Below are 25,400 nucleotides of genomic sequence, written 5' to 3'. Positions count from 1 at the left end.
CGGTGGTGGGGTTGCTGTGGGTGGTGTCCTAGACGGTGGACGGGGGCTCGGCTGGGAGGCGGCGCCATTTCTCCTGGGCGATCACCTCGCGCAGGCGCCAGCCCTCGGCCGTGCGGAGCACGCCGAATCCGTAGCTGCCGCCGCACACCAGGTCCGGCGCCGTGGGGCCGGCGTCGGTCGCGCGGCGCATCGGGTTGAGGTAGTCGGCCCGCACCGAGGCAGTGTCGCCGGTGTCGTGCTCCAGGAAACCGAACCGGACCTGCCGGTTGACGATCAGATGCTGCCGCACGGAGAACGGCGCCAGGCTCTCGGCGAGCCATCCGGCGACCCGCGCCGCGTCGCCCTCGATGCCGCCGGCCGAACGGTAGTCGGCCCTCCCGTCCACCGTGAACAGCCCTCGGTAGGCGCCCCAGTCGCCCTCGTCCACGGCCACCGCGTACGCGGTGATCAACTCGTCGACGGCCAGCCGGTCCATCACGGTGGCGAGTTCCGCACGCTGCGTCATCGGCACAGTGTTGGGCATCGAGGGCGCGGAGCCAAGAGGCGCGCCGGGACTACTCCACCTCGATGCCGTAGTCCGCGACGAGTTCCTCCAGGCCGCCCGGGTAGCCCTTGCCGCCGAGCACGAAGTCCCAGTCGCCGTTGGACCTGCGGCGGAAGGAGCCGAGTACCAGGGCGGTCTCGCCGGGCCGCCCGTCGCAGACCTCGAGTCGTCCCAGCTCGGTCCGCCCGGGATCGAGCAGCCGGATGCACGCGTCGGTGAAGCCGGAGAGGTCGGCGTCCGGATTGACCTCCGGGTCGACGGCGGCCACCAGAACGAGACGGTCGGCCTCGGGCGGCAGCGCGTCGAAGGAGACGCCGATCGCGGCCCTGTCCGGCGCCTGGGCGGGAAGGGCCCGCACGGTACCGTCCGGTGTCCGCGGGTTGTTGAAGAAGACGAAGTGGTCGTCGCCGAGCACCCGGTTGCCCCGGCAGACGAGAGCGCACACGTCCAGGGCGACACCACCGGCCCACGCCATGCCCAGCACGTTGTGGTCGTCGGGGAGCCGGGGTTCCGGGGCGGACGGCGCCGGCCCGGTTCCGCCGCGGCCCGCACGATCGCCGAGGCGTCCGCCGAGCCCGTGACGGTGCAGCAGATCGACGAGTTCCGGTCCCGAGATCAGTTCCAGCGGCTTGCCGCTCGCGAAGGTGTGCGAGCCGGGGCCGAAGCCCGACGTCGTGACCAGCACGCCCTTGTTGGCGCCGGCGTCCTGCACGGTCCCGTACAGGTCGCGTACGGCGGTGGGCGGTACCGTGTGCCGGTAGCGCTTCACCTGCACGACGATCTTGCCGCCGCGGATCGGCGCCGGGTCCAGGGCGTCGACGTCCACCCCGCCGTCGTTCGAGCGCTGGGTGGTGACCGCCTGCATCCCCATGGCCCGGAAGAGATCGGCGACGAGGTTCTCGAAGGCGATCGGATCCATCTCGTACAGGTCGGGTTCCTCGTCGCCGCCCTGCGTGGCGACGCGGTTGGCGACCTCCTGCGGCCGGCGGCCCGGCCGTACCGGCGCGAGCTGGTCGGGACGGGACGAGAGCTGCCCGCGCAGCGCGTCGGCCAGGCAGCTGCAGGCGTCCACCTGGGCCAGGTGCAGCTCGCGGAACGTCGAGCGCGGAGCCATGACGGTCGCCAGGTAGATGCGGCCCGGCCGGCCCGTCGTGGGGTCGTGCCCGTCCACGAACCCGTTCACGGCCACCGACTCGAGCGCGCCCGGCTCGTCCGCGGCGAACAGCTCGTGCAGCACGAGCAGCAGGCACTGCGCCAGCACCTCACGGTAGAGAGCCCGGCGCCGGCCCGCGGGCAGGGCGGTCTCCTTGTCCTGGTCCAGGCCGGGCATGTAGCGAACGGACTTGACCTCGGGCACGACGCCGTAGGCGGGCAGCTCCCAGTCCAGCACCAGCTGCCCGGCCGCCGCGTCGTAGGCCGCCGTCACCTGACGCGGAAACTCCTCCGGCCAGGCGGCCGACGTGTGGAGCGCGGCGGTGAAGTACTCGACCACGGCGTCCGGCTCGCGGCGCCGGACGCCTTCGGTCAGTGCGGCGACGCCGGCGTTGTGCCGCCGCACCTCGGCTAGTTGGGCGTCGGCCCACTGCCGGTACTGACGCTGGTACGACGCCAACTGCTGCTGCCGCTGCGCCTCCGCCGCCTGAGCCGCCTGCCAGTCCCGTTCGAAGCGCGCCCGAGCCTCCGCCTGGGCCTGGGCGCGGCGGGCGGCGGTCCATCCGCTCTGCGTCTGGTAGTGAGCGAAGTCCGGCATGGGCACGGGCTGCGCCAGCGCACCCGGTGCGAACGGCTCGATCACTTCCGGGCGCAGGAGGGAGGACGCTTGGAAGGCCGGCGCCTGGACACCGGCGGCGAGAACACCCTGCAGCGCCGCGATCCGCGCCTCCAGTTCCTCGGTCCGGCGCTGTGCCTCCGCCTGCCGGTACTCGCGATGGCTCTGGGCGACTCGCCGCTGGTAGGCGCGTGCCTGCTGTTCTTCCTGCCTGCGTCGTCTGGCCTCGGCCTGCGCCTGCCGCTGCTGCTGCCGCTGCATCTCGGCCCAGACGCCTATCACGCCACTGGAACGACGACTCATGTGGTGCAGGCCCTCCCCAAGCGCACTGGCTGTCCCCACAACCAGGTGTAAACGGCACGACTCTAGTCAGCCCTGGCCGTCTCCGCACCGGCGGGGCGGCAGCAACCCGCTGGACCGTCCGCGCAGGTGCGGCACAGTTGGGGAGAAGCCGCCGGCGCCCGGATCATGTCCGCATGACGAAGCCGACGACGAACGGGCCCGCGGCCGAGCCGGGATGCGAGCCGGAGCTTTCCGCGTACCAGCAGCAGATGCGGCGGAGACTGCTCGCCGCCCCGGTCGTACCGGCGCCGCAGCCGTGGCGGCGCATCGCGTACGCCCCGGTCGGCGGCCTGCTAGGCATCGGCTTCGCCGCGCATCCCGGGACCGGCCGGGATCTGGTGATGGTGGTGTCCCACGACGGACACGGTCTCTTCGACGGCGTCACGGGAGAGAAGATCGCGCGGGACCGCGACCCGCGACCCGACGGCGAGGAGAGCGGACCGGCCGCGGATCCCGCCATGTGCTGCACCGGACTGGGGCCGGTCGCCGGACGCAGGGTGCGCGTCGCCGGGCTCTTCGGAGGGGGACTGCACACCACGACCGGTGACGGCTGGAAACTGGAGGTCGTCGCACCGGCCTGGCCGAACGAGCGTGTCCTGCTCTCCCGGGGCGACGCACTGCCGCACTCCGGTCCGCACGGAGAGCGCTGGTGGCACGTCTTCCACTCCCCACTACTCGGAACTCCGCGCCGCCGGATTCTCGCCCTCCGGACAGACCCTCGCCGTGGCGACGAGCAGTGATCTGTCGCTGTGGACCCGCGACGCCGACGCCGGGGGCGGGAGCAGCGGGGGATGACCGCGGCAGGGGACGGGCGCAGGCGGTCCCGGGCCGCCGTCCGCGTCACGCCGCCTCGATGACCGCGCAGCGGATCGCCTGCGCCCACTCGACCACCAACTGCTCGTACTCCGCGCGCTCCTGGGCCGACAGGGTGCCGCCCGTACGCAGCCAGAGCGCCCGGATCTGCTCGTTCACCTCGGCGGCAGACCGCACGGAACCAGAGCGCGGGGGGACTTCGGGGGACATGCGGACAGCCTAGGGGTAAGCACTGACACTGCGCTACCGCCCGGCTACACAGAAGGTATGCGGTTGGTCACCGTCATCGACGGCGGCACCCTCGTCGTGCCCTGCGCGGCACCTCGGACAGCAGGGCCGGGACGCTGGAAGCCCCGGAGCATCCGGCCCGCGGGAGATGTCCGAAACAGTCCCCGCGCACGGCGTGGTTCTGCGCAGCACGGGCGTGCTGAGGAAGCGAGGGCGAGAGCCCCGTCCCCCGCCCGCGGTGTTGACCCGTCCCCGCGTCCCCCCGTACGTTGCAGCGCAGGAGAAAGCGCTTGCTGGATTGCCGACGGCACTGCCGGCCCGCGCGTCCGCCGTACCGGAGGAGTGCTGAACCCGCCCATGCCCGCTGCTCGTCCGACAACTCCGTTCACCGGCAGGCGCATCCGGGCCGCCGTCATCGGCACCGGCGCCATCGGGCGCGGCTCGCATCTGCCGGCGCTGGCCCGACTGGCGCGGGAGGGGGAGACGGAGGTCGTCGCCGCCGTCGACATCGACCGGGGCGCCGTCGAGGCCTTCTGCGCCGGGACCGGCATCCCGCACGCCTACACGGACCTCGGCCTGATGCTGGCCGAGCAGCGGCCCGACCTGGTCAGCATCTGCACCCCGCCCACCCTGCACCGCGCGCAGACGGTGGCCGCGCTGCGCGCCGGCGCCTGGGTGTGGTGCGAGAAGCCGCCGGTGCCCTCGCTCGCCGACTTCGACGCGATCGAGGCGGAGGAGGGGGCGGACGGCGGGCCGTACGCGGCGATCGTCTTCCAGCACCGGTTCGGCTCCGGCGCCCGGCACGTGCGGCGGCTGCTCGCCCAAGGGGCCCTCGGGCGGCCGCTGGTGGCGCACTGCCAGACCACCTGGTACCGGGACGCCGCCTACTACGCCGTGCCCTGGCGGGGCCGCTGGCACACCGAGGGCGGCGGCCCGGCGATGGGCCACGGCATCCACCAGATGGACCTGCTGCTGGACCTGCTGGGGCCGTGGAGCGAGGTGCGCGCCATGGCCGGGCGGCTGGTGCACGACATCGAGACGGAGGACGTCTCCACCGCGCTGGTGCGCTTCGCGAGCGGCGCCCTCGCCACCGTCGTCAACAGTGTGCTGAGCCCCGACGAGGTCAGCCGCATCCGCCTCGACTGCGAGCGCGCCACCGTGGAGCTGACCCACCTGTACGGGCACGCCAACGGCGACTGGCGGATCACCCCGGCGCCGGACGTCTCCGCCGAACAGGCGGAGGCATGGCGGGACTTCGGCCCGGACGAGCCCAGTTCGCACCTGGCCCAGCTGCGCGAGCTGGTGGCGAGCATGCGGGCGGGCGAGCGACCGCGCAGCAGCGGCCCCGACGGCCGTACGAGCCTGGAGCTGGTCACGGCGCTGTACAAGTCGGCGTTCACGGACACGACCGTCCGGGCCGGCGAGATCGGCCCGGGCGATCCCTACTACACCGCCCTGCACGGCGGCGCTCCAGGCTGGGCGCCGCCCGTGACCGCCGAGGAGGTCCCGGCGTGAGCGGCGGACTGCGGCTGGTCCACGCGCACGGCGACCGGATCACCGTCTGCGAACCGGCCACCGGCGTCGAGCTGTTCGCCTACGTCTACCGCCCCGAGGCCGCCTGGGAGGCCCCCCGGCCCTACCTCCACCCGGTCCGCACCCTCTCCGGCGCGGTCGTCACCGGCTACCGCCCGAACGACCACCGCTGGCACAAGGGCCTGTCCCTGACCGCCTCGCACCTGTCCGGCGCGAACCTGTGGGGCGGCAACACCTATGTGCCCGGGCAGGGCTATCGCGCACTGCCCGAAAGGGTCGGCTCGATGCGGCACGCCGGCTTCGACGAGGCCGGAACGGCCGACGGCCGCGTGGTGATCGCCGAGCGGCTGACCTGGCATCCGTACGGCGGTGAGCTGTGGGCCGAGGAGGAGCGGCGGATCGAGGTCCACGACGTCGACCCGGACTCCGGTTCCTGGGCGCTGACCTGGACCAGTGCGATCACCAATCGGCGTGCCGAGACCCTGCTCTTCGGCAGCCCGACCACCGCGGGGCGCGAACTCGCGGGGTACACCGGCCTGTTCTGGCGCGGGCCGCGCGCCTTCCGGGAGGGGCGGATCCTCGGGCCGGTCGGTGAGGGGCCCGCGCTGATGGGCGCGCAGGCGTCCTGGCTGGCGTACTCCGGCGAGCATGACGGCGTCGACGGCCACGCCACGCTCGTCTTCGCGCACGCCCCGGAGAACGACCACTCCGGCGCGGGCGGAACCCATCCGTCCCACTGGTTCGTCCGCAACGAGCCCTTCGCGGCCGTCGCCCCCTCCTGGTCCTTCTTCGAGGAACTCCCGCTCGCCCCCGGTGACACGCTCCGCCGCCGCTACCGGATCGTCGTGGCGGACGGCGCCTGGCAGCGGGCGGACGTCGTGAAGTACCTGGAGACGCATCCGTGGTGAGCACCGGGGAGTTCGCGGGTCTGGCGGGCGGGGTCGCCGTGTCGCGGCTGTGCGTCTACGACTGGCCCGCCGCCGACGGGGTACGCGGTGGAACTCCCCATCTGCATCTGGCCTGTTCGGAGGCGTACGTCGTCGCCGCCGGCCGGGGCTCCGTCGAGACGCTGACCGCGTCCGGCCACGAGGTCACCCCGCTCGCCCCCGGCACGGTCGCCTGGTTCACGCCGGGCACCGTCCACCGGCTGGTCAACGACGGCGGTCTGCGCATCACCGTCCTCATGCAGAACAGCGGGCTGCCGGAGGCCGGGGACGCGGTGCTCACCCTCCCGCCGGAGTACCTGACGGACCAGGAGACGTACGCCGCCGCGACCACGGTCCCGGCCGGCGCCCCGGAGGCCGAGCGGGAGCGGACCGCCCGCGTCCGGCGCGACCTGGCCCTGGAGGGATACCGGGCGCTGTGCGAGGCCTCGGGGCCGGAGGCGCTGGCCGCCTTCCATCGGGCCGCCGTCGCGCTCGTACGGCCCCGGATCGCCGAGTGGAGGCAGCGGTGGCGGCGGGGCGCGCTGGCCGCGGCCGAGACCACGGGGCGTCTTCTGGACCGGCTGGCGGAGGGCGACGCGGCCCACCTCGCCGAGGCCGTCGTACAGGCCGAACAGCCCGTCGAGCGGGGGCGGTTCGGGATGTGCGGGCGGCTGGACGTGTACGGTGCGCCGGTGCGCGGGCCGCGGTAGGCCGGCTGCGCGCGCCGCGGCTTCGTCGTGGCCGGGTGCGCGGTTCCTCCCTTTCGGGGTGCCCTTATGCCTTATGCCGCCGTGGGCCCGCTGATCGTCCAGCCCGGTGCCTGGGGGCGGGCCGTGAGGTGCTCGGGGTGGATCTCCTCGCCGCAGGCGCGGCAGGTGACGGCCGGGACCAGTTCGTGGCCGCAGTGGTGCTCGATGGACATGGGCAGGTCGGCGCCCTTGCGGATGTGGCGGTCGCCCCACTCCTTGAGCGTCATCAGAACCGGATGCAGCTCCAGGCCCGCCTGTGTCGCCAGGTACTCGAAGCGCTGCGGGCGCTCGCTGTAGAGGCGCTTGGTGAGGATCCCGGCGTCCACGAGCCGGCGCAGCCGGGCGGCCAGGATGTCGCGCGGGGCGCCGGTGTTGCGCACGAGCTGGTCGAAGCGGCCGTTGCCGAGGCACACCTCGCGCAGGACGAGCAGTGAGTACTTCTCCCCGACCACCGCGAGGGCGTCGGCGATGGAGCAGGGGCGCGGGTCTTTCGTGGCGGCCATGGCGCCCAGTCTAGAGGAGGGTTTGATTTCCAAACTCAGCGAGTTATGGTGAGTCCGGATTTCCTACTCACTGGTAGCTGCCGTGGCCCGCCGCGAGCAGCCGGGCGGCCAAGGAGGCCCCGCCATGCGTGACGCCGTGATCGTCGAAGCCGTACGCACCCCCATCGGCAAGGGCAAGCCGAACGGCTCCCTCGCCCACGTCCACCCCGTGCAGCTGCTCGCCCACACCCTGCGCGCCCTCGTCGAACGCTCCGGCGTCGACCCGGCGCTGATCGACGACGTCATCGGCGGCACCGTGGACCAGGTCGGCGAGCAGGCCATGAACACCACCCGGTACGCCGTTCTCGCCGCCGGATTCCCCGAGACGGTTCCGGCGACCACGGTGGACCGCCAGTGCGGCTCCTCCCAGCAGGCCGTGCACTTCGCCGCGCAGGGCGTCATCTCCGGGGCCTACGACCTGGTGGTCGCCTGCGGTGTGGAGTCGATGAGCCGGGTGCCGATGTGGTCCAACGTGCCCGCCGGCAAGGACCCGTTCGGACCCGGCGTCGCCGAGCGCTACCCCGAAGGACTGGTCCCGCAGGGGATCAGCGCGGAACTGATCTCCGCCAAGTGGTCGCTCACCCGGGCCCGGATGGACGAGTTCGCCGTCTCCTCGCACCACAGGGCCGCCGCCGCCTGGCAGGCGGGCCTCTTCGACGCCGAGGTCGCGCCGCTGGACGGCGTCGCCCGCGACGAGTGCGTCCGCCCCGGCAGCACCCCGGAGATCCTCGCCGGCCTCAAGCCCGCCTACTACGACCCCGGCTTCGCCGAGCGCTTCCCGCAGATCGAGTGGAACGTCACCGCGGGCAACGCCAGCCCGATCAACGACGGCGCCTCCGCCGTACTGATCACCTCCGGCGACACCGCGGCCCGCCTCGGCCTGCGCCCGCTCGCCCGGCTGCACAGCTTCGCCGTCACCGGCTCCGACCCGCTGCTGATGCTCACCGGGGTGATCCCGGCGACCGAGAAGGTGCTGCACAGGGCGGGGCTGAAGCTCGCGGACATCGACCTGTTCGAGGTCAACGAGGCCTTCTCCAGCGTGGTGCTGGCCTGGCAGCAGGAGACCGGCGCCGACCTCGCCAAGGTGAACGTGCACGGTGGTGCGATCGCCCTCGGGCATCCGCTCGGCGCCAGCGGCACCCGGCTGACCACCACCCTGGTCCACGCCATGCGGGAGCGCGGCGCCCGGTACGCCCTGCAGACCATGTGCGAGGCGGGCGGGCTGGCCAACGCGATGATCCTCGAGGGCGTCTGAGCAGGTCTACCGGCCGCGCAGGTGGTGGCGCTTGCGCCAGGCCACCACCGCGCCCAGCACGGCCGGTACCGCGATGCCGGCCGCCGCGACCAGGAAGACGGGGGACGTCGGCGTGGCGGCGCGGGCGCCGGCCACCGCGTAGGCGGCCGTGTTCGGGATCGAACCCAGGGCGGTCGCCAGCAGGAAGGGCAGCCAGCCCATCCGGGACACGGCCGCGCAGTAGTTCGCCGCGCAGAACGGCACGCCGGGAAAGAGCCGGACCGCCAGCATCGACCGGAACCCGTGCCGGCTGAGCTGCCCGTCGGCCGCCCGCAGCCAGCGGCCCCGCAGCAGCGGGCGCAGCGCGTCCTGCCCCAGCACCCGGCCCAGCCCGAAAGATACGCCCGCCCCGAGCACCGTGCCGGCCAGCGCCGTCGCCAGCCCCAGCTGCGAGCCGAACAACGCGCCCGCCGCCAGGTTGAGCACGGGGCGCGGCACGAACGCCACGGTGCACAGCCCGTACGCCACCGTGAACACCACGGCTGCCGCGGCCCCGCCGAGCTGCGGCGGCCACCCGTGCGCCAGCAGCCGCTGCGGCTCGAAGGCGAGCACACACCCGGCCGCGCCGGCGAGCAGCGCGAGCAGCAGCGACAACCGTGCGTAGGGAGACACCAGCGCCCGCGCGCAGCGCCCGGCGAACCCGCCGCGGGGCAGCGCGGACACGGGTACGGCGAGTTCCGTGGCGGCGGCCCGGACCGAGGCCGTGGCGGTGCCGGAGCGGGTGGCATCGAGCATCCGGTGACATTAACCGACGAACGCCTGTGATCGCCGCCGGGAGGCCGAGACGAGGTCCGGGCGCCTGGCGCGCCCGGACCGGTGTGTCGCTCGGTCGCCTCTCAGTTGTCTCGGCTTTCTCAGCCGTCTCATGGGCGACTCACGCGGCGAGTGCGTGACCGGGGTGGAGCACCACCTTGGTGTAGCCCTCGACCCGCTTGTCGAACTTCTCGTACGCCTGCGGCGCCTGGTCCAGCGGCAGTTCGTGGGAGACCACGAAACTGGGCTTGGCCCGCCCGGCGATGATCAGGTCGCGCAACTGCCGGTTGTACTGCTTGACGTTGCACTGACCCGTGCCCATCTGCTGACCCTTCTCGAACATCCTGCCGATGGAGACGAGCAGTTGGCCGTGCTTGGCGTGTTCGTCGGGGCCGCCCGGGTCCGAGGGCACGTACAGGCCCGGCACGCCGAGCATGCCCGTCGGCCGCACCGTCTCGACCAGTGCGTTCAGCACGATGGCCGGTTCCTCGTGACTGGCGTCGTGCGCCTGGGCCTGGTAGCCGACGGCGTCGACGCCCTTGTCGGTTCCCTCGCCTCCCGTCTGCTCCTTGATCTGCTCCGCCGGGTCGCCCTTGGTGAAGTCGACGGGGATCGCCCCGATCTCCTCCGCCTTGGCCAGCCGCTCGGGCACCCGGTCGACGGAGAACACCTTCGCGGCGCCGCGCAGCAGCGCCGAGTAGGCGGCCATGAGCCCCACCGGCCCGGCGCCGTACACGGCCACGCTCTCACCGGGCGACACCCGGGCGAGTTCGCAGCCGTGGTAGCCCGTCGGGAAGATGTCGGCGAGCAGCACGAAGTCGGTCTCGAACTCCTCGCCCGGGGGCAGCTTCAAGCAGTTGAAATCGGCGTACGGCACCCTCAGCAGCTCCGCCTGGCCGCCCGTGTAGGGGCCCATCGCCACATAGCCGTAGGCGCCGCCGGCGAACCCGGGGTTCACCGTCAGACAGAAGCCGGTCTTCCCGGCGAGACAGTTCTTGCAGAACCCGCACGCGACATTGAACGGCATCACGACCCGGTCGCCCTTGGACAGCGAGGTCACGCCGCTGCCGGCCTCCTCCACGACGCCGAGGTTCTCGTGCCCGAAGACGATGCCCGACTCGGCCGCCGTGCGGCCCTCGTACATGTGCAGGTCGGAGCCGCAGATCGCGGTCGACGTGACGCGTACGAGCACATCGTTGGGATGCTGGATCCGCGGATCCTGGACGTCCTTCACCACCACACTGAAGGGTTCCTCATAGACGACGGCTTTCACCTGTGTCACCTCCGCCCGCTACACCACGGGTACTTCCAGGTAACGCCGGTGCGCAACGGGCTGCAACCGGCGTCGGGAAGGGGGCCGCACGGCGCCCCGAGACCCGCGAGTGAACGAGTGTTCGACAGTAGAGTGCGGTCATGAACGCCAGAGGCGCGGCCTCGCCGCAGGTGCCGCGCAGTGCCCTCGCCGACACCGTGCTGGAGCGGCTCACGGCGGCCTTCGGCGCCGCCGCCGATCCCGGGCGGGCCGCCGCGATGCGGACGTACATGAAGGACGTGGCGCCCTTCCTCGGCATCCCCGCCCCGGCCCGCCGGGCCCTGACCCGCACGGTCCTCGCGGGCACCCCGCGCCCGGACGAGGCCGACTGCACCGCGGTCGCGCTGCGCTGCTGGGCGCTGCCCGAGCGCGAGTACCCCTACGCCGCGGTGGACTTCCTGCGCCGGTACGCCGGCCGCTGCTCCTCCGGCTTCCTGCCGGTGGCCCGGCACCTCGTCACCACGGTCCCCTGGTGGGACACCGTCGACCCGCTCGCCGCGCACGTCGTCGGACGCCTCGTCGCGGCCGACCCCGCGCTCACCGCCGACATGGACGCCTGGATCACCGACTCCGGCCTGTGGCCCGTGCGCGCGGCCCTGCTGCACCAGCTGGCCCGCAAGGACACCACCGACACCGATCGGCTGTTCGGCTACTGCCTGCTCCAGGCCGGGCACCCCGACTTCTTCATCCGCAAGGCGATCGGCTGGGCCCTGCGCGAGTACGCCAAGACCGACCCCGACGCCGTACGGTCCTTCCTGGCGCGGGAGCGGGGCCGGTTCGCGCCGCTGACCGTCCGGGAGGCGCTGAAGAACATCGGCGCCTGAACCTGGCCCCGACCCGGCCGCCGCGAAAACCATTCGACGCCGCACCGCCGCTCGGCGATGATCGACCCCATGTTCCGGTACGCCTTCCTCCTCGCAGCATCCGCCGTCGCGGATGCGCCGAAGGCTGCCGTCCGGATCCTCACGGCCGCAGTCGACGGCGCCCGAAGCTGACCCTCTCCGGAACGAACCGGCGGACCCCGCAGGGGGAGGGTCGGCCGGTCCTCGGGGTCCCGCAGCTCTTCCACGCCTGAGAGGCTTCGAGGTACAGCCATGTCCAAAACGGCCTACGTGCGCACCAAGCCGCACCTGAACATCGGCACCATGGGGCACGTCGACCACGGCAAGACCACCCTGACCGCCGCGATCACCAAGGTCCTCGCCGAGCGCGGCACCGGCGCCTTCGTGCCGTTCGACCGCATCGACCGGGCCCCCGAGGAGGCCGCGCGCGGCATCACCATCAACGTCGCGCACGTCGAGTACGAGACCGACACCCGGCACTACGCCCACGTGGACATGCCGGGCCACGCCGACTACGTCAAGAACATGGTCACCGGCGCCGCGCAGCTCGACGGGGCGATCCTCGTCGTCTCCGCGCTCGACGGGATCATGCCGCAGACCGCCGAACACGTGCTGCTGGCCCGGCAGGTGGGCGTCGACCACATCGTCGTCGCGCTCAACAAGGCCGACGGCACCGACGACGAGGAACTGATCGACCTCGTCGAGCTGGAGGTCCGCGACCTGCTCACCTCCCAGGGCTACCCGGGCGACGCGGTACCGGTCGTACGCGTCTCGGGGCTGAGGGCGCTGGAGGGCGACCCGCGCTGGACGGCGGCCGTCGAGGCGCTGCTCGACGCGGTGGACACCTATGTGCCGATCCCGGAGCGGTACCTGGACGCGCCGTTCCTGCTGCCGGTGGAGAACGTGCTCACCATCACCGGGCGCGGCACGGTCGTCACCGGCGCCGTGGAGCGGGGCACGCTCCGCCCGGGGGACCGGGTGGCGGTGCTCGGCGCCGGCGTGGAGACCGTCGTCACCGGGCTCGAGACCTTCGGCAAGCCGATGCGGGAGGCGCAGGCCGGGGACAACGTGGCGGTGCTGCTGCGGGGCGTGCCGCGGGACGCCGTACGGCGCGGCCACGTCGTGGCGGCGCCGGGAAGCGTGGTGCCCGCCCGGCGGTTCACCGCCCGGGTGTACCTGCTGTCGGGCCGCGAGGGCGGTCGTACGACCCCGGTCGCCACCGGCTACCGGCCGCAGTTCTACATCCGCACCGCGGACGTGGTGGGGGACGTCGACCTCGGCCCGGCCGCGGTGGCCCGGCCCGGGGAGACGGTCGAGATGACCGTCGAGCTGGGGCGGGAGGTGCCGCTGGAGCCGGGGCTCGGGTTCGCCATCCGTGAGGGCGGGCGGACCGTGGGCGCGGGGACCGTCGACTCCGTCGGTTCGTAGCGGCCCGGGTGCGTGGGGGACCGGCGGCCCGTTCCGGCCGGCCGGGTGGTTCCCCGCGCCCCTTCGGGGCGGGCGACAATGAACCCGTGACCGAGCAGATACCCGTGACCCGGACCACCGACCACGGCACCGCCAAGCTGATGCCCGACGTCGATCGCGAGCGGGCCTGGCTGCTCACCGTCGACGGGGCGCCGCAGTCGTACGTCGATCTGGACGACCCGGCGCATCTGGAGTTCGAGTACGCGCGGCGGCTCGGGTATGTGCTCGACACCGTCGCCGACGAGGGGCGGCCGCTGGACGTGCTGCACCTCGGCGGAGGGGCGCTGACGCTGCCGCGGTACGTGGCGGCCACCCGGCCGGGCTCCCGGCAGGACGTCGTCGAGGCCGACCGGGGGCTGCTGGAGCTGGTGACCGAGTATGTGCCCCTGCCGCGGGGCTCGGGCATCGCGCTGCACACCGCCGACGCCCGGGCCTGGCTGGAGACGGCGCCCGACGACCACGCCGATGTGCTCGTCGCCGACGTCTTCGGCGGGTCCCGGGTGCCGGCGCATCTGACCACGCTCGCCTACGTCCGCGAGGCCGAGCGGGTGCTGCGGCCCGGCGGGGTCTATCTGGCCAACCTCGCCGACGCCGCGCCGTTCGCCTTCCTGCGCTCCCAACTCGCCACGTTCGCCGCCGTCTTCGAGGAGCTGGCACTGATCGCCGAGCCGGGGGTGCTGCGCGGCCGGCGGTTCGGGAACGCGGTGCTGGTCGCCTCGCACCGGCCCCTGGACACCACCGTGCTGGCCCGCCGCACCGCTGCGGACGTCTTCCCGGCGCGGGTCGAACACGGGGCGGCGATCAGCGAGTTCACCGGTTCGGCGCGACCGGTCGAGGACGCTGACGCCGTGCCCTCACCCGAGCCCCCCGACGGGGCGTTCGGCATCGGCTGACCCGGCCGGGGAGCCGGCCACCCGCTGGGTACGGCGGGTCAGGGTGCGGACGTCCGGGACCAGCAGCACGAGCGCCGTCACCAGCACCACCAGCCCGGCGCACCCCCACAGCGCGGCCGGCCGGCCGAAGGCGCTCTCCGCGGGCCCTGCCAGCGCGGTGGCGACGGGAACGAGCGAGACCGACCCGAACCAGTCGTACGCCGACACCCGGGAGAGCTTCTCCTCGGGGATCTCCTGGTGCAGCGCGGTCATCCAGGACACCCCGAACACCTCCACCGTCGTGCCGGCCGCGAACATCACCGCGTCCAGTGCCCCGGCCGGCGCCGGTAGGGCCAGGGCGGCGGCGGGCAGGGCGAGGGGGAAGACGCAGAGGGTGCCGGCGAGGAGCAGTCGGCGGGGTTTCCAGCGGGTCATCAGCAGGGCGCCGGCCACCGTGCCCGCGCCGAACGCGGCCAGGGCCAGGCCCCAGGGGCCGGCGCCGCCGAAGTGGTCGCGGGCGACCAGCGGGCCGTAGACCGCCTCGGCCGCGGCGACCACCGCGTTGGCGATCGAGAACTGGACGACGATGCCCCACAGCCAGGGACGGCCGGCGAACTCCCGCCAGCCGTCGCGGAGGTCGGCCGCCATGCCCTCGCCGGGGGTGCGCGGCGGGATGTGGCCGGTGTCGAGGAAGGAGCGCAGGGCGCCCGCGACGGCGAAGGCCGCGGAGTCGAGCGCGAGCACCCAGCCGGGGCCGACGGCCGCGACCAGGGCGCCGCCCAGTGCCGCGCCGCCGAGCGCCGCGCCCTGCGTGGCCATGCGGAACACGGCGAACGCGCGGCCCGCCTGCTCGCCCTCCACCGAGGACAGCAGCATGCCCTCGGCCGCCGGCCCGAAGAACGCCTGCCCGGTGCCGCCGAGCGCGCTGAGCAGCATCATCTGCCACAGCCGGGGTGCGCCGGCCAGCACCAGTGCGGCGAAGGCGCCCTGGGAGAGGCAGTTGAGGGCGTTGGCGGCGACCATCACCCGGTGCCGGGGGAGCCGGTCCGCGAGCGCACCGCCGATCAGCAGGAACACCACCAGCGGCACCGTGCGCGAGGCGGCCACCAGCCCCACGTCGCCGCCGTCGCCGCCCGCGTCCAGCACGGCGAACGCGGCGGCGATGAGCGAGCCGTTCGCCCCGAGACCGGTCACCACGGCCGCAGCCGTCAGCAGGGAGTAACTGCGGCCCGCCCAGGAGGGTCTGCGCGGGCCGTGAGGCGGGGACAGCGGAGTCACCGGGTGACTATCGCCCCTGCGAGCGGCGCCGGCAATCGGTTTCCCCCGGCGCCGGCGCCTGAGACCCGCGGCGGATCACTGGTTCGTCGGGTCGCCGTGCAGCCGGACCGTGCGGAGGATCTTCAGCACCGTCTCCCGGGACACCTCGCCGCTCACGCCCTTGGCGCCGTAGAAGTCGAACGACACGTAGTCGTGCGCGGAGTTCTGGAAGCCGAAGGTGAGCGCCTTGCCGTCGCTGATGCACTTGCCCTTCTTCGGCGTGTGCGTCGACTGCGCCCAGGCGTAACTGCCCTGGATGCCCGAGTCCGTGGTGAAGGCGGTGGCCTTCTTGTCCCAGGAGATGCTCTTCTTGTCGGGCTGGGTGTAGCCGCCGTAGACCCACCAGGCCGGCGTGTTGATCGCGATCTCGTCCGTGTCCTTGGCGCCGTTGGCGCCCTTGACGCCCGTGACCCCGAGCGGGGTGTCCTCGGTACGGCCGTCCTTGTCGTCGTCGGACGTGCACCACTTCGGCTGGAACTCGGCGGTGCCGGACATGATGATGCCCGTGTCCTTCTCGGACTTGGGGAAGTCGAAGCCGATGCTCAGGCCCGGGGACTCCACCTGCCAGTCGGCGGGCACGTCGTAGGCGACGCCCCACTTGGCGTTCACCACGACCTTCCAGCCGGGGACGGCCGGCTTCTCGGTCCCGGTGCCGCGCGGGTCGTCGGTCGCCGACGAGCCGGCCGTGGGCTGGGAGGCGGGTGACCGGCTGGCGTGCTGCCCGCCCTTGCCGTCGGCCCGGTCGTCCGTGCCGTCCTTCTTGCCGAGGACGAGATAGCCCGTCACGCCCGCGGCGATCACCACCGCGGCCGCCGCGACGATCGCGATCAGCTTGGTCCGGCCGCCGCCGCCCTGCGGGGGCTGCGGGGTGGGCGCGGCAGGCTGCGGCTGCCCCCACTGCGGCTGCTGACCGTACGGCCCGGCCTGCGGATACTGCTGGTATCCGGGCTGCTGGTACGGGTTCGGCTGCTGGTAACCCGGCTGCTGATACGGATTCTGCTGCGGGTTGTTCTGCGGGTTCGGCGCGCCCCCTGGCGGCTGCTGATCTGGCCACATGGCGAGTAACCCTAGTGCCGTCCCGGACACGGTTCGGTCACCGGCCCTCGTCAGGGTCGTAGCAGGGTCGGTAGGGAAGCCGAGCGGGCGGCGGTTCGCGCTGGTGGGTGGGGAGCGCGCGGGGCTGGCCAGTTTCGCTACTCACCAGTAACATCGGGCGCATGACAGTTGAGAGCGCCTCGATGGGCGAGATGCTGGCCGCCGCGGTTCCGATGGTGCGGACCCTGAACCTGGAGTTCGTCGAGGTCGGCCCGGAGCGTGCCGTGCTGCGGCTGCCGGACCAGCCGGACTACCACAACCACATCGGCGGCCCCCACGCCGGCGCCATGTTCACCCTGGCCGAGTCCGCCAGCGGCGCCATCGTGCTGACGGCCTTCGGAGACCAGCTGGCGCGCGCGGTGCCGCTCGCGGTGCGGGCCGAGATCGCCTACAAGAAGCTGGCCATGGGACCGGTGACCGCCACGGCGACCCTGGGCCGCCCGGCGGCCGAGGTCGTCGCCGAGCTGGACGCCGGAGGGCGGCCGGAGTTCCCGGTCGACATCGCCATCCAGCGCGAGGACGGGGCCGTCTCCGGCGAGATGACGGTGGTGTGGACCCTGCGGCTCAACGGCTGAGACCGCGGCGGAGCGCCGCCGGGGGCAACCGCTCGGCGGCCGGCCGCCGCTCGGCGTGCGTCAGAGGTTGATCATGTGCCCGGCCAGGCCGTGCACCGCCTCCTGCACCGCCTCGCCGAGCGTCGGGTGGGCGTGGACGTTGCGGGCGATCTCGTGGACGGTGAGGTCCCACCGCTGGGCCAGGGTCAGCTCGGGCAGCAGCTCGGTGACGTCGGGGCCGATCAGGTGGCCGCCGACCAGCTCGCCGTACTTCGCGTCGCTGATCAGCTTCACGAATCCGGTGGCGTCGCCCAGTCCGTGCGCCTTGGCGTTGGCGGTGAACGGGAACGTCGCCACCCTGACGTCGTAGCCCAGTGCGCGCGCCCGCTCCTCGGTGTGGCCGAAGCTCGCGATCTGCGGCTGGCAGAAGGTGGCCCGCGGGATCATCGCGTAGTCGAGTTCCATGGTCTCCGCGCCCGCGATCGTCTCGGCGGCGACCACGCCCATCGCCTCGGCCGCGTGCGCGAGCATCAGCTTCGCGGTGACGTCGCCGATGGCGTAGATGTGCGGGACGTTCGTACGGCAGCGGCCGTCGACCTCGATCGCGCCGCGCTCGGAGACCCGCACGCCGGTGGTCTCCAGGCCGTAACCCGCCACGTTGGGGGCGAAGCCGAGCGCCTGGAGCACCTTGTCGGCCTCCAGGACCCGGTGGGAGCCGTCCTTGCCGGTGACGGTGACACGCACCTGGGGGCCCGATTCGTCGATGGACTCGACCCGGGTGGAGGTGAACGCGTCGATGCCCAGCCTGCGGTACTGCTTGGCGAGTTCCGCGGACACCTCGGCGTCCTCCAGCGGGGCGAGACGGTCCAGGAACTCGACCAGCGTGACCTTCACGCCGTAGTTGTGCAGGATGTAGGCGAACTCGACGCCGATCGCGCCGGCGCCCGCGATCACGATCGACCGCGGCAGCTCCTCGGCGAGGATCTGCTCCTCGAAGGTGACCACGCGTGAGGTGCGCCGGGTGCCGGGCAGCATTTTGGGCGTGGCGCCGGTGGCGATGACGCAGTGGCCGAAGCCGATGGTGCGGGTGTCGCCGTCGAAGCCGGAGACCTGGAGGGTGTGCGGGCCGAGGAACGTGCCGTGCCCGTCGAGCTCCGTGATCCCGTTCTTCTTCATCAGGTAGTGCACGCCCTTGACCCGGCCGTCGGCGACCTTGCGGCTGCGGCGGAACGCCTCGCCGTAGTCGAAGGACACCGGGCCGTCGGCGCGGATGCCGAACGTCTTCGCCTGACGGGTGACGATGTGCGCCAGCTCGGCGTTGCGCAGCAGGGCCTTGGTGGGGATGCAGCCCACGTTCAGGCAGATGCCGCCCCAGTACTTCCGCTCCACCACGGCGACGCGTCTGCCCAGCTGGGCGGCGCGGATGGCGGCCACATAGCCGCCCGGTCCGGCGCCGAGCACCACCACGTCGAAGCGGTCCTCCGGCTCGTCCGTCATCGATGCCTCCTGCAGCGGGACGCGTTCGGGCTCGGCCAGGGTTCCCCGTTCCCGGCCGGCGGCAAACGGCGGCGCCGCCGGGCGGCCGCGGACTTCACCCGGGTGCGACGGGGAGCCGTCCGGTGCCGGGCCTCGCCCTTGCCGACGCGGCCGGCCCCCGGTTCAGCGGGCGGGACGGTCGACGCGCAGCAGGCGCGGTGGCTGTGCGGCGGGTTCGGGCAGCCGCAGCGGCGTCGCTCCGGGGGTGATGCTGCCGAGCAGCGTGGCCCGGCGGGCGCCGGTGCCCGAGGGCAGGGTGCCGGGCAGCCCGTGCACGGTGAGGAAGCCGAGGACGGCGAAGGCCAGAGCCTCCTTGGCGTCCGAGGGCAGGCCCAGGTCGTCGCTGGGGCGCAGCCGTACGCCGGGCAGCTCCTCGCCGATCATGCGCATGAGCACCGGGTTGCGGGTGCCGCCGCCGGAGACGACGAGTCCGGTGACCCCGTGGGCACGGCAGGCGTCGGCCACGGTGACGGCGGTGAGCCGGGTCAGGGTGGCCAGCACGTCGTCGGGATCCGGGGCGGGCGCCGCCGCCAGCGCCCGCTGCAGGTAGGGCAGATGGAAGTGCTCCTTGCCGGTGCTCTTCGGGGCGGGCCTGCGGTAGTAGGGGTCGTCGAGGAGGGCGCGCAGCAGTTCGGGGCTGGTCCGGCCGGCGGCGGCCCGGCGCCCGTCCTCGTCGTAGCCGGCGGCGCCGCCGGTGAAGTGCCGTACGGCCGCGTCCAGCAGGGCGTTGGCGGGGCCGGTGTCGAAGGCCAGCGGCTCGGCACCCGGTGCGACCACGGTGACGTTGGCGATGCCGCCGAGGTTCAGCGCGGCCGGCGTGCCGGGCAGGGCGCGCAGCAGCAGGGTGTCGGTCATGGCGACCAGCGGCGCGCCCTGCCCGCCCGCGGCAACGTCCCGGCTGCGCAGGTCGGAGACGACCGGGAGACCGGTGGCCTCGGCGATCCAGGCCGGCCCGCCGAGTTGGAGCGTGCCGCGGACGGTGCCGTCCTCCACCCAGTGGTGCACGGTCTGGCCGTGCGAGACCACGAGGTCGGCGCCGCCGTCGCACAGCTCGCGCAGCGCGCGCCCGGCGGCACCGGCGAAGGCCTGGCCGACGCCGGTGTCCAGGGCGCAGACGGCCTGCGTGGTCGTCGCGGCCGGCGGCAAGGTGGCACCGATCAGGTCCCGCAGCTCGTCCGGGTACGGCACGGAGAGGTGCCCGAGTGGCCGCAGCAGCAGGGTGTCGCCGACGAGGTCCAGGTCCGCGGCGGCGGCCTCGATGGCGTCGTAGGAGGTGCCCGACATCAGGCCGATCACACGCACGCCGCCGCCTCCCGGCACCTCGTCCGCCGCCTGGACGGCATCGGTCGACGCTGTGACATGGCTTCTCCCTCACGGTTCGGAACGGAGCAGGGACCGAGGCGGCCGGCCCCCGCAGCGAAGACGTGCACGATCGCAGCCCGGTGGGAGGCGGGGTGGCGGCTTCGCCTCACACCGGGGGGTGTGCGGTCGCGGGTCGGGGTGGTGGTCTGTTCGGGGGTGTGTGGTTGTGGGTCGGGGCGGGGTGGTCTTGGACCGGGGGTGCGGGCGCGGGTCGGTGGACTCGTACCGGAGGTGTGTGGGGGCGGGTCGTGGCGGGGCCGGAGGGGTGGTTGGTGCCCGGCCGGGAGTAGGCGGTCGCTGGCCGGGACGGGCTGGGGTGACCTCGGACCGGGGGTGTGCGGTCGCAGGTCGATGGTCGCCGGGTCGGTGGCGTGGCACCGGGGGTGTGTGGTTGTGGGTCGTGGGCGGGGCCCGGGGCCGCCCGGGAGTGGGCGGTCGCTGGTCGGGACGGGCTGCCCCCCACCGGCGGTGTGCGGTGGCAGATCAGGCCGGGGCCGGAGTGGTCGGTGCGTGGCCCGGAGTGGTGATACCGGGCCAGGATGGTGGCCCCGTACCGGATGTGCATGCCGTCAGTCGGTGCTCGTGGCCGTGGCGACGCGGCCGGTGCCGGGGGCCGTCTCGCCGTCCGCGGCGGGGATCGCGGCGGACTCGGGAGCGGGGTGGAACAGGCTGGTGAGGCCCCCGACGGCCAGGGTGACGACGACGCCGATCGGCACGAGCCACTGGGCGGCGATCGCGGTCGGCACGGTGGCGCCGGCCACGTGGACGTCGATCTTGACGCTGCGCACGATGTACGTCATCACGCCGATCGTCACCAGGAAGGCGAGCACCGAGTCGATCTCGTTCGCGCGCCGTACGAGCCGCCCGAGCAGGAACGCGCCGAGCAGGGCGCCGTAGGTGTAGCCCGCGATGGTCAGACCCGTCAGATACACGTTGCCGGTACTGGTGCTGAACGCACAGGCGAACACCGCCATCAGCACCGCCCACACCAGCGTCATCACCCGGGCGAGCTTCAGCAGCGACTCCTCGGACGGCGTACTGCGGAAGAAGCTGTGGATGATGTCGGCGACCGTCGAGTTCGACATGGAGTTCAGGGCCGAGGACAGCGAGCCCATCGCGGCGCCCAGGATGCCCGCCACCAGCAGACCGGAGATCACCACGGGCAGCCCGTGCAGGATGAACTGCGGGTAGAGGTTGTCGGAGCTGCTCAGGCCGAGTTGCTTGAAGTCCTTGCCCTGGTTGTACGACCACAGCAGCGCGCCGACGAGCGAGAAGGCGGCGAACTGGAGGGTGACGAAAACACCCGAGGCGATCATGGCCTTCTGGCCGTCGCGCAGCGAACGCGTGGCCAGGACGCGCTGGACGATCAGCTGGTCCGAGCCGTGGCTGGCCATGGCGAAGATGGCGCCGCCGACGATCGCGGTGGGCAGGGCGAACGGGCTGGTCAGGACGTGCGCGAGGGTGAAGTCGGTGTCGAACAGCTTGAAGTGGCCCGAGTGCAGCGCGCCGGTGAACCCGTCGGCGCCGACATGGCCGGACAGCACGGCGATGGCGAGGACGGCGCCGCCCAGGTACAGGCCCATCTGGATGGCGTCGGTCCAGATGACCGCCTTGATGCCGCCGAGGTAGGTGTAGACGACCGTGATCGCGGTGAGCACGATGATGATCAGCCGGTAGCCCGCGTGCACCCCGAACTCGTCGAGCAGCAGCTTGATCGGGATGGCGGAGGCGAACAGCCGGACGCCCTCGGCGAGGAGCCGGGTGAAGACGAACGTCACCGAGGCGAGCCCTTGCAGCTTCGGCCCGAACCTGCTGCCCAGGTACTGGTAGGCGCTGACGAAGCCGCCCCGCTTGTACAGGGGGATCAGCACGGTGGCCACGACCACGCGGCCGATGACGTAGCCGAGGGCCAGTTCGACGTTCCCGAAGCCCTGCCCGCTGTACGCGCCGCCGGGCACGCTGATCACGGTGAGCACGCTGGTCTCGGTGGCCACCACGGAGAACGACACCGTCCACCACGGCATGCGGCCCTCGCCGACGAAGTAGTCCTTCGCGCTGCTCTGCCGGCCGGCCAGGCGCAGTCCGATCACGGCGATCGCCACCAGGTAGACGACGACGACCACGAGGTCGAGTTGACGCACGCTCACTCCTAAGCGACGGCCGGCGGCGCCGGCGAGGTGGGGACCGGGGAGAAGGGCGCCGACCGCCGTACGCGGACGACGTGGGGCTCGTGCGGTGCGCCGGCGTCCAGTGCCAGCAGGCGCGCCCCGTCCAGCGGTTGCCCGAGCGGGTCCCGCGGGCGCAGGGGGAGCGGGGAGCCGGCCAGCGCCGCGCGCAGCGGCGTGAGGAGCGGTTCGCCGAGGCCGGTGAGTCCGCCGGTGACGGTCACGGACAGGGCCCCGCCACCGATCCTGCGGGCGGCGGCGAGCACGGCCTCGCCGAGCGCGCGGGCGGCGTCCCGGACGATCGAGGAGGCCACGGCGTCGCCGGCCGCGGCCAGGCGCGCGACGTCCGGGGCGAAGGACGCGGCGGTCCGTGCGGGGTTGCCGTCGCGGCCGAGAGCCACCGGCATCCGGTCCGGGGCGCCGAAGCGTTCGGCGGCGGCGGCCAGCAGCGCCGTGTCCGGGCCGCGTCCGTCATGCGCCCGCAGCGCGGCCCGCAGCCCGGCCGCCCCGATCCAGGCGCCGCTGCCCTCGTCGCCGAGCCAGGGACCCCAGCCGTCGACGCGGGCGTACGACCCGTCGTCCCCGATGCCGACGGCGACGCAGCCGGTGCCGATCGCGAGGACCACGCCGGGGAGGCCGCCGAGGGCGCCGGCGTGGGCGGTGACGGCGTCGCTGGTGACGGCCACCTCGTCCGCGGGCAGGTCCTCGAGGAGCAGGCCCGCCAGCGCGCGGGCGGCCTCCGGTGCGGCCGCCGCTCCCGCGGCACCCACGCAGACCCCGGCCGGCCGCGGCGCGGGCTGCCCTTCGAGGAGGGGGAGCACGGCGGCGAGTACGGCGGTGCGGGCGGCCGCCACTCCGTTCTCGGCGGCGAGCCCGGGCGCCCCGGGCACCTCGTGGATCCGCCGGGCGGGACCGTCGCCGCCGTGGAACAACGCGGCACGGCAGCCGGTCTTGCCCAGGTCCACCGCGACTACTGCTGTCATACGGCACGCCTTCGTGTCATCCCGGATCATCGCTCCGGCGGCTCACCAGGACGGCTGGAGACCGGCGGCGGCTGTGGAGCGCGGTTCAGCGAGTATCAGAACGACCCGCTTCACATGTCAATAAGTAACGTCGCGCAATTCGGCACGTAAATTTTTGACGCCCGGCCGGAGGCGTGGCTACTGTGACGCCACCCAGGCAGGAGGTACGGCCCATGGCCAGCACGGAACCACCTCGCATACCGGACCGGCCCGCGGCGGACACCTCCGCGGCCGGGACGCTGGCACGCATCCGGACGGCCCTGTCGTCCCTGGCGCCGTCGGAGCGACGCGTGGCCGAGGCCGTCCTCGCCGATCCGGACCAGGCGGCGAAGCTGTCCATCAGCGCCCTCGCCCAGCGGGCCGACACCTCGGTGGCGACCGTGATGCGCTTCTGCCGGGCCATAGAGATCACCAACTACCCGCAACTGCGCCTCGCGCTGGCCGCGGCGGCCGCCCGCGAGCACGCCCTCAGCGGAGACCGTCCGGCGCCGGGCACCGACATCAGCGCCACCGACACCCTCGACGAGATCGTCCGCAAGATCGTCTACAACGAGGTGCGCGCCCTGGAGGACACCGGGGCGGGCGTGGACGTGGAGGTGCTGGGCCGGGCCGTCCAGGCCCTCGCGGCGGCGCCCAGGATCGATGTCTTCGGTGTCGGCGCCAGCGCGTTCGTCGGCCAGGACCTGCACCAGAAGCTGCACCGCATCGGCCGCGTGGCGTTCATCTGGACCGACCGGCACGCCGCGCTCACCGCCGCCGCCCTGCTCGGCCCCGGCGACGTCGCCCTCGCGATCTCCCACTCCGGCGAGACCGAGGACACCGTCGAGCCCCTGCAGGCCGCCGCAGAACGCGGCGCCACCACCATCGCCCTCACCAACGTCCCGCGCTCCACCCTCGCGGAGAGCGCGGACCTCGTGCTGACGACCTGCGCCCGGGAGACCCCCTTCCGCTCCGGCGCGACCGTCAGCCGCATCGCCCAACTCGCGCTCATCGACTGCCTGTTCGTCGGCGTCGCCCAGCAGTCCTACGAGGCCACGACCGCGGCGCTGGAGAAGACCTACGGCGCGGTCCAGCGCCGCAGGCGCCAGCCGGCGCCGCGCCGCACCCCGCCCGGCGACTGACCGCCACCCGCCCGCCGCCACCGGCACCCGCCCCAAGGAGGACCGCGCCGTGGACCTCAGCACACTCGGCACCGAGACCCGCAACGAACGGACCGCCGAACTGGACCGCATGCCGGTCACCGAACTGCTCGCGGTCATGAACGACGAGGACCGCACCGTCGTCCGCGCGGTGCGCGACGCACTCCCGCAGATCGGGGCCGCCGTCGAGGCGATCACCGAGTCGCTGCGCCGGGGCGGGCGGCTGATCTACCTCGGCGCCGGCACCAGCGGCCGCATCGGCCTGCTGGACGCCGTGGAGTGCCCGCCGACCTTCGGCACTGCGCCCGAGCAGGTCGTGGGAGTGCTCTCCGGCGGGCCGGGCGCCTTCGCCGTGGCGGTCGAGGGCGCCGAGGACGAACCGGCGAGGGCGGTCGCCGACCTCGACGCGATCGGCGTGAACGACCGGGACACGGTGGTCGGGCTCACCGCCAGCGGCCGTACCCCCTATGTCGTCGGCGGTCTGCGGCACGCCGCCGCCCGGGGCGCCGCCACGGTGTCGGTCGCCTGCAACCGCGACGCGGTCGTCAGCCGCTGCGCCGGCATCCCGATCGAGGTCCCCACCGGTCCCGAGGTCCTCACGGGATCGACCCGGCTCAAGGCCGGCACCGCCGAGAAGATGGTCTGCAACATGCTCTCGACGGCCTCGATGGTGCGGCTGGGCAAGGCGTACGGGAACCTCATGGTCGACGTCAAGGCCGGCAACGAGAAGCTGGTCGACCGGGCCCGCCGCATCGTCGTCCAGGCGACCGGTGCCGCCCCCGGCACCGCCGCCGACGCGCTGCGGGCCGCCGGCGGCCACGCGAAGACCGCCATCGTCATGCTCCTCGCGCACTGCACGGCCGAAGAGGCCACCCGCCGTCTCGACAAGGCCGACGGCGACACCCGTACGGCCATCGGCGGCGCCTGACACCCTTCGCGGCGGAGTTCGGGTCCGCTCCCTGCTGACGGCCTCTCAACCGGCAGCAGGAACACGGGCCTTCGGCTCGGAACAGTGCCCGGAGAAACGTGGGAACGGTCCCACGAAGCGATACCGCCGGTAACTCTTGTGGAATTCACCGAGTTTGACGCCGGGACAATCGAACTCCTTGTTTCCTGTGAGCCGCGTGTGCGAAGGTGAGCCTTCCCGCGGGAGGGCAAAGGCCGGCGTCGAACGCCCAGGCCGGCCCGACAGGTATGCACCACTCGGCACTGCTTTCCGTCAGGA

Annotated in this window: 22 protein-coding genes and 1 pseudogene; 11 read left to right on the top strand and 12 right to left on the bottom strand. The window is 73.3% G+C overall.

Features of this window, described 5'->3' with window-relative positions:
- Nucleotides 1-28: 28 nt before the first annotated feature.
- Entirely contained in the window at nt 29-505 is a 477-nt protein-coding gene (locus ACGFZN_RS05300) for a nuclear transport factor 2 family protein (RefSeq protein ID WP_393857122.1), read from the bottom strand.
- Between the two features lie 49 nt (nt 506-554).
- Nucleotides 555-2,615, bottom strand: a complete 2,061-nt coding sequence (locus ACGFZN_RS05295) for a restriction endonuclease (protein WP_393857121.1) — start codon at nt 2,613-2,615, stop codon at nt 555-557.
- Between the two features lie 173 nt (nt 2,616-2,788).
- Here ACGFZN_RS05295 and ACGFZN_RS05290 point away from each other — a divergent pair.
- A pseudogene (locus ACGFZN_RS05290) lies at nt 2,789-3,449 on the top strand (hypothetical protein).
- A gap of 45 nt (nt 3,450-3,494) precedes the next feature.
- On the opposite strand, the gene ACGFZN_RS05285 reads toward ACGFZN_RS05290, so the two are convergent.
- Entirely contained in the window at nt 3,495-3,677 is a 183-nt protein-coding gene (locus tag ACGFZN_RS05285; protein WP_393857120.1) for a hypothetical protein, read from the bottom strand.
- Nucleotides 3,678-4,052: 375 nt separating this feature from the next.
- Here ACGFZN_RS05285 and ACGFZN_RS05280 point away from each other — a divergent pair, with 375 nt between their 5' ends.
- The 3 genes from ACGFZN_RS05280 to ACGFZN_RS05270 are packed head-to-tail and all read left to right on the top strand — an operon-like array spanning nt 4,053 to nt 6,864.
- The gene (locus ACGFZN_RS05280) at nt 4,053-5,210 is read left to right on the top strand and encodes a Gfo/Idh/MocA family protein (RefSeq protein ID WP_393857119.1); all 1,158 of its coding nucleotides are present in this window, start codon (nt 4,053-4,055) and stop codon (nt 5,208-5,210) included.
- Nucleotides 5,207-6,136, top strand: coding sequence for a PmoA family protein (locus ACGFZN_RS05275; RefSeq protein WP_393857118.1), 930 nt, complete (start codon nt 5,207-5,209; stop codon nt 6,134-6,136). The genes ACGFZN_RS05280 and ACGFZN_RS05275 overlap by 4 nt, the downstream gene beginning before the upstream one ends.
- The gene (locus ACGFZN_RS05270; protein WP_393857117.1) at nt 6,130-6,864 is read left to right on the top strand and encodes a cupin domain-containing protein; all 735 of its coding nucleotides are present in this window, start codon (nt 6,130-6,132) and stop codon (nt 6,862-6,864) included. Before ACGFZN_RS05275 ends, ACGFZN_RS05270 begins: the two co-directional genes overlap by 7 nt.
- 71 nt (nt 6,865-6,935) lie before the next feature.
- Here the strand turns inward: ACGFZN_RS05270 and ACGFZN_RS05265 are convergent, their stop codons facing one another.
- Nucleotides 6,936-7,406 carry a winged helix-turn-helix transcriptional regulator gene (locus ACGFZN_RS05265; RefSeq protein ID WP_393857116.1) on the bottom strand — a complete coding sequence of 157 codons (471 nt, stop codon included), beginning with the start codon at nt 7,404-7,406 and terminating at the stop codon, nt 6,936-6,938.
- Between the two features lie 124 nt (nt 7,407-7,530).
- Between ACGFZN_RS05265 and ACGFZN_RS05260 the strand changes: the two genes are divergently transcribed.
- Complete coding sequence (locus ACGFZN_RS05260; RefSeq protein WP_393857115.1) at nt 7,531-8,700, top strand: thiolase family protein; 1,170 nt, start codon at nt 7,531-7,533, stop codon at nt 8,698-8,700.
- A gap of 6 nt (nt 8,701-8,706) precedes the next feature.
- Here the strand turns inward: ACGFZN_RS05260 and ACGFZN_RS05255 are convergent, their stop codons facing one another.
- Entirely contained in the window at nt 8,707-9,474 is a 768-nt protein-coding gene (locus ACGFZN_RS05255) for a TVP38/TMEM64 family protein (RefSeq protein ID WP_393857114.1), read from the bottom strand.
- 139 nt (nt 9,475-9,613) lie between these two features.
- Nucleotides 9,614-10,765, bottom strand: coding sequence for a glutathione-independent formaldehyde dehydrogenase (locus ACGFZN_RS05250; RefSeq protein WP_393857113.1), 1,152 nt, complete (start codon nt 10,763-10,765; stop codon nt 9,614-9,616).
- A 140-nt stretch (nt 10,766-10,905) separates the two neighbouring features.
- On the opposite strand from ACGFZN_RS05250, the gene ACGFZN_RS05245 reads away from it, so the two are divergent.
- From ACGFZN_RS05245 to ACGFZN_RS05235, 3 genes are all read left to right on the top strand, one after another.
- On the top strand, nt 10,906-11,628 hold the full coding sequence (locus ACGFZN_RS05245; protein WP_393857112.1) for a DNA alkylation repair protein: 723 nt from the start codon (nt 10,906-10,908) through the stop codon (nt 11,626-11,628).
- A 270-nt stretch (nt 11,629-11,898) separates the two neighbouring features.
- A complete protein-coding gene (tuf, locus tag ACGFZN_RS05240; RefSeq protein WP_393857111.1) occupies nt 11,899-13,074 on the top strand; it encodes an elongation factor Tu in 1,176 nt (391 codons plus the stop codon).
- A gap of 86 nt (nt 13,075-13,160) precedes the next feature.
- Nucleotides 13,161-14,006 carry a spermidine synthase gene (locus ACGFZN_RS05235; RefSeq protein ID WP_393857110.1) on the top strand — a complete coding sequence of 282 codons (846 nt, stop codon included), beginning with the start codon at nt 13,161-13,163 and terminating at the stop codon, nt 14,004-14,006.
- Here ACGFZN_RS05235 and ACGFZN_RS05230 read toward each other — a convergent pair.
- Both ACGFZN_RS05230 and ACGFZN_RS05225 read right to left on the bottom strand, forming a co-directional pair.
- Nucleotides 13,968-15,263, bottom strand: a complete 1,296-nt coding sequence (locus ACGFZN_RS05230; RefSeq protein WP_393857109.1) for an MFS transporter — start codon at nt 15,261-15,263, stop codon at nt 13,968-13,970. The two genes, ACGFZN_RS05235 and ACGFZN_RS05230, sit on opposite strands and share 39 nt — an antisense overlap.
- Before the next feature lie 75 nt (nt 15,264-15,338).
- Nucleotides 15,339-16,358, bottom strand: a complete 1,020-nt coding sequence (locus tag ACGFZN_RS05225) for a hypothetical protein (protein WP_393857108.1) — start codon at nt 16,356-16,358, stop codon at nt 15,339-15,341.
- A 161-nt stretch (nt 16,359-16,519) separates the two neighbouring features.
- On the opposite strand from ACGFZN_RS05225, the gene ACGFZN_RS05220 reads away from it, so the two are divergent.
- Nucleotides 16,520-16,972, top strand: coding sequence for a DUF4442 domain-containing protein (locus ACGFZN_RS05220; protein ID WP_393857107.1), 453 nt, complete (start codon nt 16,520-16,522; stop codon nt 16,970-16,972).
- 60 nt (nt 16,973-17,032) lie between these two features.
- Here ACGFZN_RS05220 and lpdA read toward each other — a convergent pair whose 3' ends face one another.
- The 4 genes from lpdA to ACGFZN_RS05200 form a co-directional block, all read right to left on the bottom strand.
- On the bottom strand, nt 17,033-18,448 hold the full coding sequence (lpdA, locus tag ACGFZN_RS05215; RefSeq protein WP_393857106.1) for a dihydrolipoyl dehydrogenase: 1,416 nt from the start codon (nt 18,446-18,448) through the stop codon (nt 17,033-17,035).
- A 162-nt stretch (nt 18,449-18,610) separates the two neighbouring features.
- A complete protein-coding gene (locus ACGFZN_RS05210) occupies nt 18,611-19,789 on the bottom strand; it encodes an anhydro-N-acetylmuramic acid kinase (RefSeq protein ID WP_393857105.1) in 1,179 nt (392 codons plus the stop codon).
- Between the two features lie 629 nt (nt 19,790-20,418).
- A complete protein-coding gene (locus tag ACGFZN_RS05205; protein ID WP_393857104.1) occupies nt 20,419-21,990 on the bottom strand; it encodes a sodium:solute symporter in 1,572 nt (523 codons plus the stop codon).
- An 8-nt stretch (nt 21,991-21,998) separates the two neighbouring features.
- Nucleotides 21,999-22,997 (bottom strand): N-acetylglucosamine kinase, encoded by a 999-nt coding sequence (locus tag ACGFZN_RS05200; RefSeq protein WP_393857103.1) that lies wholly within the window; start codon nt 22,995-22,997, stop codon nt 21,999-22,001.
- Between the two features lie 212 nt (nt 22,998-23,209).
- Between ACGFZN_RS05200 and ACGFZN_RS05195 the strand changes: the two genes are divergently transcribed.
- Together ACGFZN_RS05195 and murQ are read left to right on the top strand one after the other, a co-directional pair.
- A complete protein-coding gene (locus tag ACGFZN_RS05195; RefSeq protein ID WP_393857102.1) occupies nt 23,210-24,157 on the top strand; it encodes a MurR/RpiR family transcriptional regulator in 948 nt (315 codons plus the stop codon).
- 49 nt (nt 24,158-24,206) lie between these two features.
- Nucleotides 24,207-25,103, top strand: coding sequence for an N-acetylmuramic acid 6-phosphate etherase (murQ, locus tag ACGFZN_RS05190; RefSeq protein WP_393857101.1), 897 nt, complete (start codon nt 24,207-24,209; stop codon nt 25,101-25,103).
- Nucleotides 25,104-25,400: the final 297 nt, after the last annotated feature.

The organism is Streptomyces sp. NPDC048192 (assembly GCF_043202415.1).
Classification (GTDB): domain Bacteria; phylum Actinomycetota; class Actinomycetes; order Streptomycetales; family Streptomycetaceae; genus Streptomyces.
The sequence above is the reverse complement of the archived record's forward strand: the minus strand, read 5'-3'. Positions and strand labels throughout refer to the sequence as shown.

Bases quoted from the DNA above. Each gene is read 5' to 3' on its own strand.
- ACGFZN_RS05300 (WP_393857122.1), bottom strand. From the start codon at position 505: ATGACGCAGCGTGCGGAACTCGCCACCGTGATGGACCGGCTGGCCGTC.
- ACGFZN_RS05295 (WP_393857121.1), bottom strand. From the start codon at position 2,615: ATGAGTCGTCGTTCCAGTGGCGTGATAGGCGTCTGGGCCGAGATGCAG.
- ACGFZN_RS05285 (WP_393857120.1), bottom strand. From the start codon at position 3,677: ATGTCCCCCGAAGTCCCCCCGCGCTCTGGTTCCGTGCGGTCTGCCGCC.
- ACGFZN_RS05280 (WP_393857119.1), top strand. From the start codon at position 4,053: ATGCCCGCTGCTCGTCCGACAACTCCGTTCACCGGCAGGCGCATCCGG.
- ACGFZN_RS05265 (WP_393857116.1), bottom strand. From the start codon at position 7,406: ATGGCCGCCACGAAAGACCCGCGCCCCTGCTCCATCGCCGACGCCCTC.
- ACGFZN_RS05260 (WP_393857115.1), top strand. From the start codon at position 7,531: ATGCGTGACGCCGTGATCGTCGAAGCCGTACGCACCCCCATCGGCAAG.
- ACGFZN_RS05255 (WP_393857114.1), bottom strand. From the start codon at position 9,474: ATGCTCGATGCCACCCGCTCCGGCACCGCCACGGCCTCGGTCCGGGCC.
- ACGFZN_RS05245 (WP_393857112.1), top strand. From the start codon at position 10,906: ATGAACGCCAGAGGCGCGGCCTCGCCGCAGGTGCCGCGCAGTGCCCTC.
- tuf (WP_393857111.1), top strand. From the start codon at position 11,899: ATGTCCAAAACGGCCTACGTGCGCACCAAGCCGCACCTGAACATCGGC.
- ACGFZN_RS05225 (WP_393857108.1), bottom strand. From the start codon at position 16,358: ATGTGGCCAGATCAGCAGCCGCCAGGGGGCGCGCCGAACCCGCAGAAC.
- ACGFZN_RS05220 (WP_393857107.1), top strand. From the start codon at position 16,520: ATGACAGTTGAGAGCGCCTCGATGGGCGAGATGCTGGCCGCCGCGGTT.
- lpdA (WP_393857106.1), bottom strand. From the start codon at position 18,448: ATGACGGACGAGCCGGAGGACCGCTTCGACGTGGTGGTGCTCGGCGCC.
- ACGFZN_RS05200 (WP_393857103.1), bottom strand. From the start codon at position 22,997: ATGACAGCAGTAGTCGCGGTGGACCTGGGCAAGACCGGCTGCCGTGCC.
- ACGFZN_RS05195 (WP_393857102.1), top strand. From the start codon at position 23,210: ATGGCCAGCACGGAACCACCTCGCATACCGGACCGGCCCGCGGCGGAC.